At 65.9% G+C, this 15,233-nt stretch carries 14 protein-coding genes and 1 tRNA gene; 14 read left to right on the top strand and 1 reads right to left on the bottom strand.

The window, feature by feature from the left end; genetic code table 11:
* Positions 1 to 8 precede the first annotated feature (8 nt).
* The 13 genes from fdxH to K6T56_01280 all read left to right on the top strand — a co-directional run bounded on the left by fdxH (position 9) and on the right by K6T56_01280 (position 10,903).
* Positions 9 to 881 (top strand): formate dehydrogenase subunit beta, encoded by an 873-nt coding sequence (gene fdxH, locus K6T56_01340; protein ID MCL6554985.1) that lies wholly within the window; start codon positions 9 to 11, stop codon positions 879 to 881.
* Positions 878 to 1,495, top strand: a complete 618-nt coding sequence (locus K6T56_01335; GenBank protein MCL6554984.1) for a formate dehydrogenase subunit gamma — start codon at positions 878 to 880, stop codon at positions 1,493 to 1,495. Before fdxH ends, K6T56_01335 begins: the two co-directional genes overlap by 4 nt.
* Positions 1,492 to 2,400, top strand: coding sequence for a formate dehydrogenase accessory protein FdhE (gene fdhE / locus K6T56_01330; GenBank protein ID MCL6554983.1), 909 nt, complete (start codon positions 1,492 to 1,494; stop codon positions 2,398 to 2,400). The genes K6T56_01335 and fdhE overlap by 4 nt, the downstream gene beginning before the upstream one ends.
* Before the next feature lie 44 nt (positions 2,401 to 2,444).
* Positions 2,445 to 3,857, top strand: a complete 1,413-nt coding sequence (gene selA / locus K6T56_01325; GenBank protein MCL6554982.1) for an L-seryl-tRNA(Sec) selenium transferase — start codon at positions 2,445 to 2,447, stop codon at positions 3,855 to 3,857.
* Between the two features lie 79 nt (positions 3,858 to 3,936).
* On the top strand, positions 3,937 to 5,832 hold the full coding sequence (selB, locus tag K6T56_01320) for a selenocysteine-specific translation elongation factor (GenBank protein ID MCL6554981.1): 1,896 nt from the start codon (positions 3,937 to 3,939) through the stop codon (positions 5,830 to 5,832).
* 8 nt (positions 5,833 to 5,840) lie between these two features.
* Positions 5,841 to 5,936 (top strand) — tRNA-Sec (locus tag K6T56_01315).
* 95 nt (positions 5,937 to 6,031) lie between these two features.
* On the top strand, positions 6,032 to 6,796 hold the full coding sequence (locus K6T56_01310) for a DUF2189 domain-containing protein (GenBank protein ID MCL6554980.1): 765 nt from the start codon (positions 6,032 to 6,034) through the stop codon (positions 6,794 to 6,796).
* A gap of 98 nt (positions 6,797 to 6,894) precedes the next feature.
* Positions 6,895 to 7,641, top strand: a complete 747-nt coding sequence (locus tag K6T56_01305; GenBank protein MCL6554979.1) for a ferredoxin--NADP reductase — start codon at positions 6,895 to 6,897, stop codon at positions 7,639 to 7,641.
* A 63-nt stretch (positions 7,642 to 7,704) separates the two neighbouring features.
* Positions 7,705 to 7,881 carry a hemin uptake protein HemP gene (locus K6T56_01300; GenBank protein ID MCL6554978.1) on the top strand — a complete coding sequence of 59 codons (177 nt, stop codon included), beginning with the start codon at positions 7,705 to 7,707 and terminating at the stop codon, positions 7,879 to 7,881.
* A gap of 158 nt (positions 7,882 to 8,039) precedes the next feature.
* Complete coding sequence (locus tag K6T56_01295) at positions 8,040 to 8,945, top strand: hypothetical protein (protein ID MCL6554977.1); 906 nt, start codon at positions 8,040 to 8,042, stop codon at positions 8,943 to 8,945.
* A gap of 8 nt (positions 8,946 to 8,953) precedes the next feature.
* Complete coding sequence (locus K6T56_01290) at positions 8,954 to 9,490, top strand: FMN-binding protein (protein ID MCL6554976.1); 537 nt, start codon at positions 8,954 to 8,956, stop codon at positions 9,488 to 9,490.
* Positions 9,487 to 10,383, top strand: a complete 897-nt coding sequence (locus K6T56_01285; protein MCL6554975.1) for an FAD:protein FMN transferase — start codon at positions 9,487 to 9,489, stop codon at positions 10,381 to 10,383. Before K6T56_01290 ends, K6T56_01285 begins: the two co-directional genes overlap by 4 nt.
* A complete protein-coding gene (locus K6T56_01280) occupies positions 10,376 to 10,903 on the top strand; it encodes a hypothetical protein (GenBank protein MCL6554974.1) in 528 nt (175 codons plus the stop codon). Before K6T56_01285 ends, K6T56_01280 begins: the two co-directional genes overlap by 8 nt.
* Before the next feature lie 263 nt (positions 10,904 to 11,166).
* Here the strand turns inward: K6T56_01280 and purU are convergent, their stop codons facing one another.
* Positions 11,167 to 12,021 carry a formyltetrahydrofolate deformylase gene (gene purU, locus K6T56_01275; GenBank protein MCL6554973.1) on the bottom strand — a complete coding sequence of 285 codons (855 nt, stop codon included), beginning with the start codon at positions 12,019 to 12,021 and terminating at the stop codon, positions 11,167 to 11,169.
* A gap of 258 nt (positions 12,022 to 12,279) precedes the next feature.
* Here purU and K6T56_01270 point away from each other — a divergent pair, with 258 nt between their 5' ends.
* Complete coding sequence (locus K6T56_01270) at positions 12,280 to 15,204, top strand: ribonucleoside-diphosphate reductase subunit alpha (protein ID MCL6554972.1); 2,925 nt, start codon at positions 12,280 to 12,282, stop codon at positions 15,202 to 15,204.
* Positions 15,205 to 15,233 lie beyond the last annotated feature (29 nt).

Genomic DNA, 15,233 nt, shown 5'->3' with positions numbered 1-15,233 from the left:
AGGCGGCCATGGCTTTGCAATCCCTCGACATCAAGGCCCGCTCCGCCACCACGACGCCGTCCCCTGCGGCGCGGGGGGCGGGGCCCGAGGTGGCCAAGCTCATCGACATCTCCAAGTGCATCGGCTGCAAGGCCTGCCAGGTGGCGTGCATGGAGTGGAACGATCTGCGGGATGAGATCGGCCACAACGTGGGCGTGTACGACAACCCCGTGGACCTCACGGCGCAAAGCTGGACGGTGATGCGCTTTTCCGAAGTGGAGGTCACCCCTGGCCGTCTGGAGTGGCTGATCCGCAAGGATGGCTGCATGCACTGCGCCGATCCCGGCTGTCTGAAGGCCTGCCCCTCGCCGGGCGCCATCGTGCAGTATGCCAATGGCATTGTCGATTTCCACGAGGAAAACTGCATCGGCTGCGGCTATTGCCTGACCGGCTGCCCCTTCAACATCCCCCGCCTGTCGAAGAAAGACGGCAAGGCCTACAAGTGCACCCTCTGCTCCGACCGGGTGGCGGTGGGGCTGGAGCCCGCCTGCGTGAAGACCTGCCCCACGGGGGCGATCGTCTTCGGCACCAAGGAGGACATGATCCACCACGCCGAGGAACGCATCGCCGACCTCAAGTCACGGGGTTTCCAGAACGCGGGGCTCTACGATCCGCCGGGGGTGGGCGGCACCCATGTCATGTACGTGCTGCAGCATGCGGACCGCCCGGAACTCTACGCCGGCCTGCCCCAGGACCCCGGCATCAGCCCCCTGGTGTCGTTGTGGAAGGGCGTCGCCAAGCCCCTGGCGAGCCTGGGCCTGGGGCTTGCCGTGCTTGCCGGCTTCTTCCACTACGTGACCGCCGGTCCCAACGAAGTCGAGGATGAGGAGAAACAATCATGAGCACACTCGTTCCCCGTTACTCGCCGCGGGAGCGGGCGAACCACTGGGTGATCGCCATCACCTTCATCCTTTTGGCGATCTCCGGTCTCGCCCTCTTTCATCCGGCGTTTTACTTCCTGAGCCACCTTCTGGGGGGAGGCACCTGGAACCGCATCCTCCACCCCTTCATCGGGGTGGTGTTGTTCATCTCATTCGCCGCCTTTGCCGTCAGGCTTCTGCCGGACAACCGCATCACCGCCGCGGACCGGGAGTGGGGAAAGCATCTGCCCAAAATTCTGCGCAACGAGCCGGTGACACTGCCCAAAATCGGCAAGTACAACATCGGCCAGAAATACCTATTCTGGTCCCTGGTGGTGCTGATTCCCCTCCTTTTGGTGAGCGGCATCGTCATCTGGCAGCCGTGGTTCGCCCCCTACTTTTCCATCGGGCTGATTCGACTGGCGGTGGTGATCCATGCGGTGTCGGCCTTCCTTGCCATCCTCGGCATCATCATCCACATCTATTCGGCCATCTGGACCCGGGGTTCCATCCGCGCCATGACCCGCGGCACCGTGACCGCCGCCTGGGCGCGGCATCATCACCCGGCCTGGTATGAGGAAGTGAGCCGCCGATGACGGGAATCCTTGCCCACCCAGTTTCCCCCACGGCAACGGAACCCCCGCGGTTGCGTCTGCCGGCGGCCAGCCTCTTTGCCGAACGCGCGGCCCGACTGCGGGAGCTGGCGGCGGGTCACGCGCTGGAACCTTTCCTGCGCTTCCTCACGGTCCTCGCCGAGGCGCAGCAGACCCTCCTCGAGGAGCTCGCCCCAGCGCCCCTGCCCGACGCCCACAGCCTGGAACAGGCATTTGCCCACCGCATGCCGCCCCTCTCCCCCGCCGGCCTGCCCTTGGACCCCGCCTGGCGGGCGCTCGCGCGGGCACTGGTGGAGCGCGCCGGCATGGCCCTGCCCGAGGAGGGGCGCCAGGCCATCGGCACCCTCCCCGGGGCCGACGACGCCTCCCTCGATGGGGCGGCGCAGCACCTCTTGGGGCTGCGGCAGACCAGCGTCCCGCCGGCCTGGACGCCCTTTGTCGCCGCGGCGCTGGAGGTGTATTGGGTGCGGCTCGCGCTCACCCTGGGTAAGACCCGGCAGGCGCAAATGGGGGGGGCCGAACCCTTGAGCCTCTGCCCCGTCTGTGGTTCGCACCCGGTGGCGGCGGTGGTGCAGATCGGGCCGGAACAGGGGCTGCGCTATCTCCACTGCAGCCTGTGCAACAGCGAATGGCATTTCGTGCGCGCCCAGTGCAGCAATTGCGGTGACGCCCGCGCCCTTTCCTATTTCGGCATCGAAGGCCGCATGCCATGGGTCCAGGCGGAGGCGTGCGAAGCCTGCGGCTCCTACCTCAAAATCATGCGCCGGGACCGGGAGCCCCACCTGGATGCGGTGGCCGACGATGTGGCAAGCCTCGCCCTCGATCTCCTTATGGACGAAAAAAATCTGGCCCGCAGCGGCCCCAACGCCTACCACATTCAAAGCTGAAGCCATGCTCCTCCCCCACCATGACGCGTGCCGTTTGGTGAACCATGCAAACCCTGACCCCTTCTTTGCTGCCCGCCGTCGATAAGGTGCTGGCCTTTGCCGGCGTGCGCACCCTGCAGGATCGCTACGGGCGCAGGCCCACTGTGGAGGCGGTGCGCAACGTCCTCGGCCGCCTGCGCAGCCAGGCCCTCGCCGGCGCCCTGCCCCAGGCCGCGGCCGCGGAGGCAAATCTGGTGGGCCTCATCGCCGCCGAGCTGGAAGCCAGCGCCCGCCCCGCCCTGCGCCGGGTGTTCAACCTGACGGGCACGGTGCTGCACACCAATCTGGGACGAGCCCCCCTGCCCGAGGAAGCCATGGCGCGGGTGATGGAAGCGATGCGCTTCCCCACCAATCTGGAATTCGACCTGGAAACCGGTGAACGGGGTGAACGCGACAGCCTGGTGGAGCCGCTGCTTGTGGAGCTCACCGGTGCCGAGGCAGCCACCGTGGTCAACAACAATGCCGCCGCGGTTCTGCTGGCCCTCAACACCTTGGCCCGCAACCGGGAGGTCATCGTCTCCCGCGGCGAGCTCATCGAGATCGGGGGCAGCTTCCGCATCCCAGACATCATGCGCCGCGCCGGTTGCCGGTTGGTGGAAGTGGGCACCACCAACCGCACCCACGCCCACGACTACCGGGACGCCATCACCCCGCGCACGGCGCTGCTGCTCAAGGTTCACACCAGCAACTACGCCATCCAGGGCTTCACCGCCAGCGTCGATGAGGCAACTCTTGCCGCCATCGCCCATGAACATGGTCTGCCCCTCATGGTGGACCTGGGCAGCGGCACCCTGGTCGATCTCACCCGTTTCGGGCTACCCGCCGAACCCACGCCGCAACAGGCGCTGGCGGCGGGCGCCGACCTCGTCACCTTCAGCGGCGACAAGCTTTTGGGCGGCCCCCAGGCCGGCATCATCGTCGGCCGGCGGGAGTGGCTCGCCCGCATCCGGAAAAACCCCCTCAAACGGGCCCTGCGGGTGGACAAGATGACCTACGCCGCGCTGGAGGCGGTGCTGCGCCTCTACCGCGACCCAGACCGGCTCGCCAGCCGTCTGCCCACCCTTCGCTTGCTCACGCGCCCCCTCGAGGACATCGAAGCCACGGCGCGCGCCATCCTCCCCGCCCTGCAAAAGTCGCTGGCCAGGGTCGCCGAGGTGCGTCTCGCCCCCACCGCCAGCCAGATCGGCAGCGGCTCGCTGCCCGTGGACCGGCTGCCCAGTGTGTGCGTCGCCATCACGCCACACACCCGGGGCAGGGGGCAGGGCACGGCATTGAAAAACCTGGAGCGGGCGTTTCGCCGCCTGCCCATCCCTGTGCTCGGGCGGGTGGCGGAGGGGGCTTTGCGGCTCGATGTGCGTGGTCTGGAAGAGGCGGACGTGGGCCCCTTCCTCGCCCAGCTCGAGGCCCTGTCATGCTGAACGGGCGAGGCTTCGGGCAGCTTGCGGCCGCGCACCTGCGCGCGGCCGCTCCCTCGGGCTCATGCGGGGGGTGAGGGGCATGATCATCGGCACCGCAGGTCACATCGACCACGGCAAGACCTCGCTGGTGAAAGCCCTCACCGGCGTGGATACCGACCGCCTGAAGGAAGAGAAGGAACGGGGCATTACCCTCGATCTCGGCTATGCCTACCTGCCCCTGGAAGACGGCACGGTGCTGGGCTTCGTGGACGTGCCCGGTCATGAGCGGCTGGTGCACACCATGCTCGCCGGTGCCACCGGCATCGATTTCGTCCTCCTGGTGGTGGCGGCGGACGACGGCATCATGCCGCAAAGCCGGGAGCATCTGGCCATCCTCGAGTTGTTGGGTCTCAAGGCGGGGGCGGTGGTGCTCACCAAGGTGGACCGGGTCAGCGCAGAGCGGCGCCGCCAGGTGGAGGCGGAAATCCGCACTTGGCTCGCCTCCTCGCCCTTCACCGAGGCGCCACTGTTTGCGGTTTCCAGCGTGACGGGCGAGGGCATCGCCGCCCTCTTCCAATATCTGCGGCAACAATGCCGGGACACGCCACCCCACCGCATCCTGGGACATTTCCGTCTTGCCGTGGATCGCGTCTTCACCCTCGCCGGGGCGGGCACGGTGGTGACCGGCACCGCCCATTCGGGACGGGTTTCGGTGGGCGACCGGCTCGTCGTGTCGCCGGCAGGAAAGGAAGTGCGGGTGCGTAGCCTCCATGCGCAAAACCGTCCGGCGGAAACGGCCCATGGCGGCCAGCGGATCGCCCTCAACCTGGCGGGAGTGGGCAAAGGGGACATCCGCCGCGGGGACTGGGTGGTGGCCCCTGCCGCCCATCTGCCCACGAGCCGCTTCGATGCCTGGCTTACGGTTCTGCCCACCGCGCCCCGGGGGCTTGCGCCATGGACGCCGGTCCATCTGCACCTGGGCAGTGCGGACGTCCTGGCGCGGGTGCTGCCCCTGGATCACGATGCCCTCGACCCCGGCGAGACAGGCTTCGTGCAGATCGTGAGCGACAGACCGGTGGTGGGCGCCCATGGGGACCGTTTCGTGCTGCGGGATTGCAGCGCGAGCTTCACCGTCGCCGGCGGCCACATTCTCGACATCGAGCCACCCAGCCGGCGCCGCCGCACCCCTGAGCGGCTGGCCTGGCTTGCCGCCGAAGCCGACCCCCGGGCCCTCCCCCGGCTCGCCGCGCTTTCTCCCTTCGGCGTCGATCTCCGACGTTTTGCCCGCAACCGGAACCTTGGCCCCGAGGAATGCGATCGATGGGCGGCGGAAAGCGGCCTGGCCCGCATCCAGGGGGCGGATGTGGACTGGCTTATGAACCCCGCGCAGTGGGAAGCCCTGGGCCGGCGCATCCTGGAGCGTCTCGCCGTCTTCCACCAGCAGGAACCTGACCATCTGGGGCCGGACCGGGAGCGCCTGCGCCGCATGACCCTGCCCACCCTGCCCCGGGGCCTCTTCCGCGCCGTGCTGGAGGCGCTGCTCGCCACCGGCCGTGTCGTCCTCACCGGCTCGGCGCTGCACCTGCCGGAACACCGGGTGAGCCTCGCACCAAACGAAGAAGTCCTTTGGGCCCGCATCCGGCCGCTCCTTGCCGCCCAGCCCTTCATGCCGCCGCGGGTGCGGGACATCGCCCGCGGCCAGCTTCTGGAGGAGAACAAGGTGCGCCTGCTGCTGAAGCGGGTTGCCCGCACCGGGCAGGTCATCCAGGTGGCCCACGACCATTTCTTCCTCAGCGAGGCGGTGGCAGAACTTGCCCGCATCGCCAGTGAAATGGCCCTGGCCGACGGTCTCACCGCGGCCGCCTTCCGCGACCGCATCGGCACGGGCCGGAAACTCGCCATCCAGATTCTGGAGTTTTTCGACCGCTCCGGGCTCACCCGGCGGACGGGGGACCGCCATCGGCTGCGCACCCCCCCGGAGGCCCAGGCGGCATAAGGCATTTTGGAAGGGATACGTCCCCGGTGGGGCGGCCGGACTTCAAATCCGGTTGGGCACGTCAGACGTGCCCGGGTGGGTTCGACTCCCGCTCCCTTCCGCCAATCAATCGCCGGCCCGGGGCCGGAACACCCCTCGCCGGCCATCGTCTAAACTGACGATGGAAATGACCCACCACAACCCGTGAAAGGAGGAAGTGATGAGCACCGTAACCATCAAACCGGATACCCGCTTCATCGACCTGCCTGGCATCAACCGGGTGGAGGCGAGCCGCCCCTTCCAGTGGCTGAAAAAAGGCGCGGCCGACCTGGGTTACTGCTGGCTGCGTTCCCTTGCCGTGGGCGCGCTCTTCACCCTGATCGGTTGGGGGCTGATCAACTATGCCTGGCCCCGCCCCCATCTGGTCCTCACCTTGCTCTCCGGCTTCCTGCTCATCTCACCGTTTTTGGCGCTCTCCTTCTATGAGCAGTCGCGGCGCCGGGAGGCGGGGGGCGGCCCCTGGTTCGCCAGCGCGCGGGGCAACTGGGGCTCCATCGGCCTGTTCGCAGCGGGACTGGCCTTCATCCTGTCGAGCTGGGAACGGGTCTCGGCGATCCTGGTGGCCCTCTTCCACCCCGGTGACATCGTGGGCGAACAGTTCACCCTGGCCGGCCTGTTCGCCGGGGCCAACTCCACTTTCCTCGCCGTGTACGCCATCGCCGGCGGTGCGCTCGCGGTGCTGGTGTTCGCCCTGTCGGTGGTCTCCCTGCCCATGATGTTGCATCGGAAGGCGGACATCGCCCATGCCATCGTCACCAGCCTGTGGACGGTGAAAGAAAATCCGCTCGCCATGCTCATCTGGGCGGCCATTATCGTCGTTCTCACCGCGCTGTCCTTTGCCCTGTGGCTCGTGCCCATGATCGTGGTGTTTCCCCTGCTGGGGCACGCCACCTGGCATGCCTATCGGGACCTGGTGGCCGACTGAAAGCAAAAAACCCCTTTCGCTCAGCGCCCATTCGGGCGCTTTTTTTTGGAACCCGGACAACGGGCGCGCGGTCTCACCGGCGCATTCCGGAGATAGTCATGGCCTACAGCGAACAAACCGTGCAATGGGTGCGGCCCTGGTCGCCGCGCACTTTCAGCTTTGCGGTGACCCGCCCGCGGGGGCTCGTTTTCCGCAACGGGGAATTCGTCACCCTCGGCCTGCGGCGCGAAGGCAAGCTCGTGGCGCGTGCCTATTCCATCGTCTCCACGCCCGATCAAGACCATCTGGAATTCCTCAGCATCCACGTGCCCGATGGCCCTCTCACCAGTCTGCTGGCGCGCATCTCCCCCGGCCAGACGGTCTGGGTCAACGACAAGCCCACGGGCACGCTGACCCTGGATCATGTGCAGCCCGGCCGGGTTCTCTACATGCTGGCGACGGGCACGGGGCTTGCCCCCTTCATGAGCCTGGTACGCCACCCGGAAACCCACCGCCGCTTCCAACACGTGGTGCTGGTGCACTCGGTGCGCACCGTGGCCGAGCTGGCCTACCGGGAAGAGCTCACCGCCCGGGAGGACGGCCGCTTCCATTACGTGCCCACGGTCACCCGTGAACCCTTTGCCACGCAGGAACGGGGCGCGGACCTGTTCCGCTCCGGTGAGCTCTCCCGCCGCCTGGGCCTGCCTGCCCCCGAGCCTGACGTGGACCGGGTGATGGTCTGCGGCAACCCCGCCATGACGCGGGAGATGACCGAGTTCCTCAAAACCCACGGCTGGACGCCCACCACTCACAAGGGTGTCGGCAATTTCACCACTGAGCTCGCCTTCGTCCTGCGGGAATCCTGACCCCCTTGCGCCCTGGGCCCGCCCAATGTAGAATGCGAATTACTCGCATTTACGGAGTGACCCATGGACAAGAACACCGAAGCGGGGCGCGTGACGAAACGCTACCTCATCCTCGATCGCGCTCAGCCGATTCCCAGTGAACGGCTGTTCGCTTTCGGCGAGGAAATCCGCATCCTCCACCAGGGAATGGAATACCGCCTGCGGCGCACCCGCGCCGGCAAGCTCATTCTCACGAAATAGTGCCCCCGCCTGTCGTAAGCGCAAGCCGCCGGAGAAGCGGCTTGAGCGCGGCAAGGGGAGGACACCCGTTTTGCAGCCAGCCAGTTCCGGCCCCCCCAGGGCGCCCGGGCAGCCAGCCAGACCATTGACTTGTTGACTGACCCGGATAAGGAACTGCCATGACCCACAAACCTTTGCTCTCACGCTCCCTCGTGGCGGCCCTCGCCCTTGCCGCCCTCGTTCCCACCGCGCGGGCCGATGAAAACCTCCTCGGCTACACCACCGGTGCGGAGACCCTGCCCCAGGGCGCGACCGAAGGCTATTTCTGGTATACCCAGCGCAACGACAAGGGCAGCGGCCACTATGCCGCCCGGGACTACAAGGCCGAGCTCGAATACGGCTTCACCCATCGCTTCACCGGTTCCCTCGCCTTGCACGGCCTGGGCATCGACACCCACGGCCTGAGCATCGACGGCTACCTGCCCAAGGACGAGCGCTATGGCTTCAAGGCCTCCGGCATCCAGCTCGGCATGAAGTACAACATCCTCAGCCCGGTGAAGGATGGCCTGGGTCTGTCGATCTACGTCGAACCCTCCTATTTCTGGAAGGACCCGCACTCGGGCCAGGACAAGGACAGCTACAAGCTGGAAACCCAGCTGCTGCTGCAAAAAAATTTCATGGACGACACGCTGGTCTGGGTGGGCAACCTCGGCTTTGAAGGCACCTGGGCCAAACGCAAGGCCATCGCCGACCTGCCACCCGGCTTCGACTGGCCCACCACGCCCGAAATGGAAATCGAACTGTCCGCCAAGACCGGTGTGTCCTACCGTTTCGCGCCCAACTGGTTCGTCGGCGGCGAAGTGGTCTACCAGACCGAATTCGAAACCGAAGTCGGCCAAGAGCGTTGGTCCGTATTTGCCGGTCCGTCCCTGCATTACGGCAGCAAGCAATGGTGGGCCACGCTCACCTGGATGCCCCAGCTCGCTGGCGGCGGTGCCTCCACCTATCCCGGTCAGCCGGAGCACCTGCATCTGGTGGAAAAAACCAAGCAGGAAATCCGCCTCAAGCTCGGCTACAACTTCTGAGGCCCATCATGCACAAGGAACTGATCTGGCTGTCCCTGCCTGCCCTGGCCGCGCCCGCGCTGCCGGCTTACGCGGTGCAATATCTCACCCTGGAGCAGGCGCAGCGCGCGCTGTTTCCCGAGGCGGCTGCGTTCCGCGAGACGCGCATCCTGCTGACCGCCGAGCAGCGCGCGGCCATCGAAAAGGCCTCCCGGGTGCGCGTGCGGGTGCCCGAGCTCAATGCCTGGCGGGTGGAATCCGCGGGGAAAACCCTGGGCTGGTTCCTGCTGGACGAGGTCTACGGCAAGCACGAGTTCATCACCTATGCTCTCGCGCTGGATTACAGCGGCGCCGTGCGCGGCATCGAGATCCTGGACTACCGCGAGACCCACGGCGGCGAAGTGCGCAACGCCAACTGGCGCGCCCAGTTCGTCGGCAAGCGTGCCGGTGCGCCGCTGGAGCTGGACAACGACATCAAGAACATCAGCGGCGCCACGCTGTCGTGCAAGCACATCGCCGACGGCGTGCGCCGCCTGCTGGCAAGCTACGAGGCGGTGCTGAAATGAACCTTGCGGAAATCCGCCGCGCGCGCCCCCTGCTCGGCACCCTGGTCGAGATCGCCGCCCACGGCCCCGACGCGGAGGCAGCGGTGGCGGCGGCCTTTCGCGCGGTGGAGCAGGTGCATGCCCTGATGAGCTACCACGATCCGGCCTCCGACGTCTCGCGCCTCAATCGGGAAGCGGCCGCACGGACGGTCACGGTGCACCCCTGGACCTGGCAGGTGCTTCACGCGGCGCGTGAATTCTCCCTCGCCAGCGACGGCCTGTTCGACATCACGGTGGCGCCCGCCCTCACCCGCCTCGGCTACCTGCCGCGTCACGCGGACTTTCCGCGCGCCTCCAGCCGCGCCGACTGGCGCTCAATCGAGCTGCTGCCGCGGCACCAGGTGCGCTTCGCGTGCCCGCTGCACATCGACCTTGGCGGCATCGCCAAGGGTTTTGCCGTGGATCGGGCCATCGAGGCACTGCAAGCCGGTGGCGTGACAAGCGCGCGCGTCAACGCCGGCGGCGATCTGCGCCGCTTCGGACCGGAACGGGAAACCGTGCACGTCCGGCATCCGCAGTGGCCCACCCTGCTCCTGCCCGTCATCGAACTGGGCGAGGGAGCCGCCGCCACCTCGGCGAGCTACTTCGCCCTGCACCGCTCCGGCGGTCTGCCCTGCTCGCCCCACATCCACCCGCGCACCGGCAGAAGCCTTGCCGGGGACCTCAGCGTCACCGTGCTCGCCCGGGATTGCATGACCGCCGATGCCCTCACCAAGGTCGTGCTGGCCGACCGCCATGCAGCAGGCGCCGTGCTCGAACGATTCGGCGCACGCGCCCTCGTCATCGACCGCGATAACCACACCGGCGCCTGGCGCCTGCGCGACTCCACACCGTTGCGAGAATCTCATGCATAAGAGAATTCCGCTGCCCATCCGTTTCGGCCCGCGCCACCGTCGCGCGCTCTACGGCGTGTTTCTCGGCGTGTGGCTTTCCGGTGCGCTGTGGCTGCTGTTCCATCATTTCCTCGCCACCCCCGGCGAATTCGGGCCCGCCCCCAATCCCCTGGAGAAATGGTGGCTGCGCCTGCACGGCCTGTTCGCCTTCGCCACCCTGGTGGCGCTGGGCTCGGTGCTGCCCGCGCATGTCCACGGAGCGTGGCAAAGGAAGAAGAACCGCGCCACCGGCGTGCTGATGAAATCCTGGATGCTGTGGCTGGCCGCCACGGGCTACGCGCTGTACTACTTCAGCAGCGAAGCCAACGAGGCCTGGCTGCCGCCGCTGCACTGGGTCCCGGGGCTGGCGCTGCCGCTCTTGCTGTGGGCCCACATCCGCCGGGGGCGCGCCCGGCCCGTGTCCCCCATGCCCCAGCGCTCCCTGCAAAAGGAAGCACCCGCCTCGGCGCACACCCGCGTGCCAGCCGCCGAAACACGCTAGGCGTGCTTATCGGTCCACTTGCGCCAAACACGACGGCCGTGGGCACGAGGGTGATGCCGTTGGCGAGGACGATGGGCGTACTGCCGATGATCACCCCATAGGCCAGCCACAGGGCGGCGCCCAGGGTGAAGCGCCCATACATGGGCAGGGAAATGCCGGCGAGATCCCCCGTGCGCCAGGACTTCCTCGCCTGCGGCAGGAAGGCGAGGGGGGTGAGGCAGCTGGGGGGTTGCCGATGAGCTCGCTGATTTCCCCCATCATGATCAATCGAACACCACGGTCTTGTTGGCATAGACCAGGACGCGGTTTTCGATGTGCCAGCGCACCGCGCGCGAAAGTACGATTTTTTCCAGGTCGGCGCCTTTCTGGATCAAATCCTCCAGTTGGTCCCGGTGGGAGATGCGCACCACATCCTGTTCGATGATGGGGCCATCATCCAGCACTTCGGTCACATAATGGCTGGTCGCCCCGATCAGCTTCACGCCCCGCTGATAGGCCTGGTGATATGGCCGCGCCCCGTGGAAAGCGGGCAGAAAGGAATGATGGATGTTGATGATGCGATTGGGATAGTGGTGGATGAACTCGGGCGAGAGCACCTGCATGTAACGGGCGAGCACGATGAAATCCACATGATGGTGCCGCAGCAGGGCAAGCTGGTCCCGCTCCACCTCCCGCTTGGAATCCTTGTGCACCGGCATGTGCTGGAAAGGAATGCGGTAGGCCTCCGCCAGCCAATGGGTGTCGGGATGGTTGCTGATGATGAGGGGAATCTCGCAGAAAAGCTCTCCGGCCTGGTGCCGGTAGAGGAGGTCGGCCAGACAATGGTCGTACTTGGAGACGAAAATCGCCATCCGCGGCCGATAACTGGACAGCGCCAGCCGCCATTGCATCTGGAAGCGCTGGGCGATGGGCTGGAACGCCGGTTCGAATTCCGACAGCCCCAGGCGGAAATCCGAAAGGTCCCACTCCACACGCATGAGGAAAAGCTTGAGCTCCGCATCCTGATGTTGATCGGCGTGCAGGATGTTGGCATCGTGGCGCAGCAGGAACTCGGCGATCGCCGCGACCAGCCCCTTCTGGTCGGGGCAACTGATGAGGAGGACGGCGGTGTTTTTCATGGACTTGGCAAGGCTCTTTCTTCCATCATAGCACCCGCCGATTTCGGACCTCGATAGCCGTAAAGCGCGCGCCGGGCTTGTCGCGGCGTTTTTCCGTCCCTCACGAGATTCCTGTTGACACCCCACCCGGGATCACTAGAATTGGGGTTCTGGCGAGCCGCCGACCACAAGATGTTGTGGTGGGCCGCCGCCCGCTAAGCTGGTCATTTTTAAGCCGTTTCCGAAAAAAGCCGTCGAGACCAAAGAGGAGACCACCCCATGCAACCGTCCCCGACCCTCGCCGAATCCTCCTCCGCCAGCGTGCCCCCCACCGACTATGCCGCCCCGCTGGGCGAACCCCGGCCCTACGCCGACTACAAGACCATCCGCCGCAATGGCAGCGTGGTGCCCTTCGAGCCCACCAAGATCAGCATCGCCATGACCAAGGCTTTCATCGCGGTGAAGGGCAGCCAGGCGGCCGCCTCGGCCCGCGTGCGGGAGCTGGTGGAGACTCTCACCCAGCAGGTGGTGAACGCCCTGATGCGCCGTCAGCCCAACGGCGGCACCTTCCACATCGAGGATATCCAGGACCAGGTGGAACTGGCCCTGATGCGCTCCGGCGAGCACGACGTGGCCCGGGCCTATGTGCTCTACCGGGAAAAGCGGGCACAGGAACGCGCCGCCGCGAAACAGCAGGCACCGCGCGCCGCCACCATCAACGTGGTGGAAAACGGCGCGAGCCATCCCCTGGACGTGCAACGTCTGCAGGATCTGATCGAGGCCTCCTGCGCCGGCCTCGGCAATCAGGTCTCACCCCAGGCGGTGATGGAAGCGGTGATGCGCGACCTCTATGATGGCGTGCGCATGGAGGAGGTGCGCAAGTGCACCGTCCTCGCCGCCCGCTCCATGATCGAAAAGGACCCGGCCTATTCCCAGGTGGCGGCCCGCCTGTTGCTCAACAGCATCCGTTACGAGGTGCTCGGCGAGGACGTCTCGCAGGCGGAAATGGCCACGCGCTATGCGGAATATTTCCCCCGCTTCATCCGCAAAGGGGTGGAGGCGGAATTGCTCGATGAGCGGCTTGCCCAGTTCGATCTTGAGAAACTGGGCGCAGCGCTGGATGCCTCGCGTGACCTGCAGTTTGGTTACCTTGGGTTGCAGACCCTCTACGACCGCTATTTCCTGCACATCAACGAAAGGCGCATCGAGCTGCCGCAGATTTTCTTCATGCGGGTGGCCATGGGCCTTGCCCTCAACGAAATCGACCGCGAGGCACGCGCCATCGAGTTTTACGACGTGCTGTCCAAGTTCGATTTCATGAGCTCGACGCCGACCCTGTTCAACTCGGGCACGCGCCATCCGCAGCTTTCCTCCTGCTATCTCACCACCGTCTCCGACGACCTGGAGGGCATCTACCAGGCGATCAAGGAGAACGCCATGCTGCAGAAGTTTGCCGGGGGCCTGGGCAACGACTGGACTCCTGTGCGTGCGCTGGGTTCCCACATCAAGGGCACCAATGGCAAATCCCAGGGCGTGATCCCCTTCCTCAAGGTGGTGAACGACACCGCAGTGGCGGTGAACCAGGGTGGCAAACGCAAAGGTGCGGTGTGTTCCTACCTGGAGACCTGGCACCTCGACATCGAGGAATTTCTCGAGCTGCGCAAGAACACGGGGGATGATCGCCGCCGCACCCATGACATGAACACCGCCAACTGGATTCCCGATCTGTTCATGAAACGGGTGATGGAAAACGGCGAGTGGACCCTCTTTTCCCCCAACGAAGTGCCCGATTTACACGATAAGTACGGGCGCGAATTCGAGCGGGCCTACGTGGCCTACGAGGAGAAGGCCGCGCGCGGCGAAATCAAAAACTTCCGCCGAATTTCTGCTGTGCAATTGTGGCGCAAGATGCTCAGCATGCTCTTTGAAACGGGCCACCCCTGGATCACCTTCAAGGATCCCTGCAACATCCGCAGCCCGCAGCAGCACGTCGGGGTGGTGCACTCTTCCAACCTGTGCACGGAAATTACGCTGAACACCTCGGATACCGAGATCGCCGTGTGCAACCTGGGGTCGGTCAACCTCGTCAACCATCTGAAGGACGGCGGCATCGACCACGCCAAACTGAAGAAGACCATCCGCACGGCGATGCGCATGCTGGACAATGTGATCGACATCAACTATTACGCCGTGGGCAAGGCGCGCACGTCCAACCTCAAGCACCGGCCGGTGGGTCTCGGCATCATGGGCTTCCAGGATGCGCTGTATGAGCTGCGCATTCCCTACGGCTCCGCCGAGGCGGTCGAGTTCGCCGATCGCTCCATGGAGGCGGTCGCCTATTACGCCTACTGGGCTTCCACGGAGCTCGCAGAGGAGCGGGGCCGCTACAGCACCTTCAGCGGCTCGCTGTGGGACCGGGGCATTCTGCCCAAGGACAGCCTCAAACTCCTGGCCGAGGAACGCGGCGGCTGGCTGGAATACGACGATTCCGAGACCCTCGACTGGAATGCGCTGCGTGAGCGCATCCGCAAGGTGGGCATGCGCAATTCCAACTGCCTGGCCATCGCCCCCACCGCCACCATCGCCAACATCGTGGGGGTGTCCGCCTCCATCGAGCCCACCTACCAGAACCTCTACGTGAAATCCAATCTGTCCGGTGAATTCACCGTAGTCAACAAATATCTCGTCGCCGACCTGAAGAAACTGGGTCTGTGGGATGAGGTGATGGTGGGCGATCTCAAATACTTCGATGGCTCACTGGCCAGAATCGACCGCGTGCCGCCGGAGCTGCGCCACCTCTACGCCACTTCCTTTGAAATCGATCCGCGCTGGCTCATCGAGGCCGCCGCCAGACGGCAGAAGTGGATCGACCAGGCACAGTCCCTCAACATCTACATGGCGGGCGCATCCGGCAGGAAGTTGGACGAGATCTACAAGCTGGCGTGGATCCGCGGCCTGAAAACCACCTATTACCTGCGCACGCTGGCCGCCACCTCAGCGGAAAAATCCACGGGCAAAGGGGGCGAACTCAACGCCGTACCGGCGCAGGGTGGCATGGGCCAAGCCGCAGCCACCGGTCTTGGCGCCGTGGCCGCAGGGGCGCCCATGCTCGCGGGAAGGCTGCCCGAACCGGAAGTGGGGGGGCGCGCCTGCACCCTCCGCCCCGGCGACCCCGGCTTCGAGGAGTGCGAAGCCTGCCAGTAAAAACCAAAAGTCATCATTGCTGATCCCTG

The organism is Burkholderiales bacterium (genome assembly GCA_023511995.1).
GTDB lineage: Bacteria > Pseudomonadota > Gammaproteobacteria > Burkholderiales > Thiobacteraceae > Thiobacter.
This window is presented reverse-complemented; position numbering and strand designations above follow the sequence as displayed.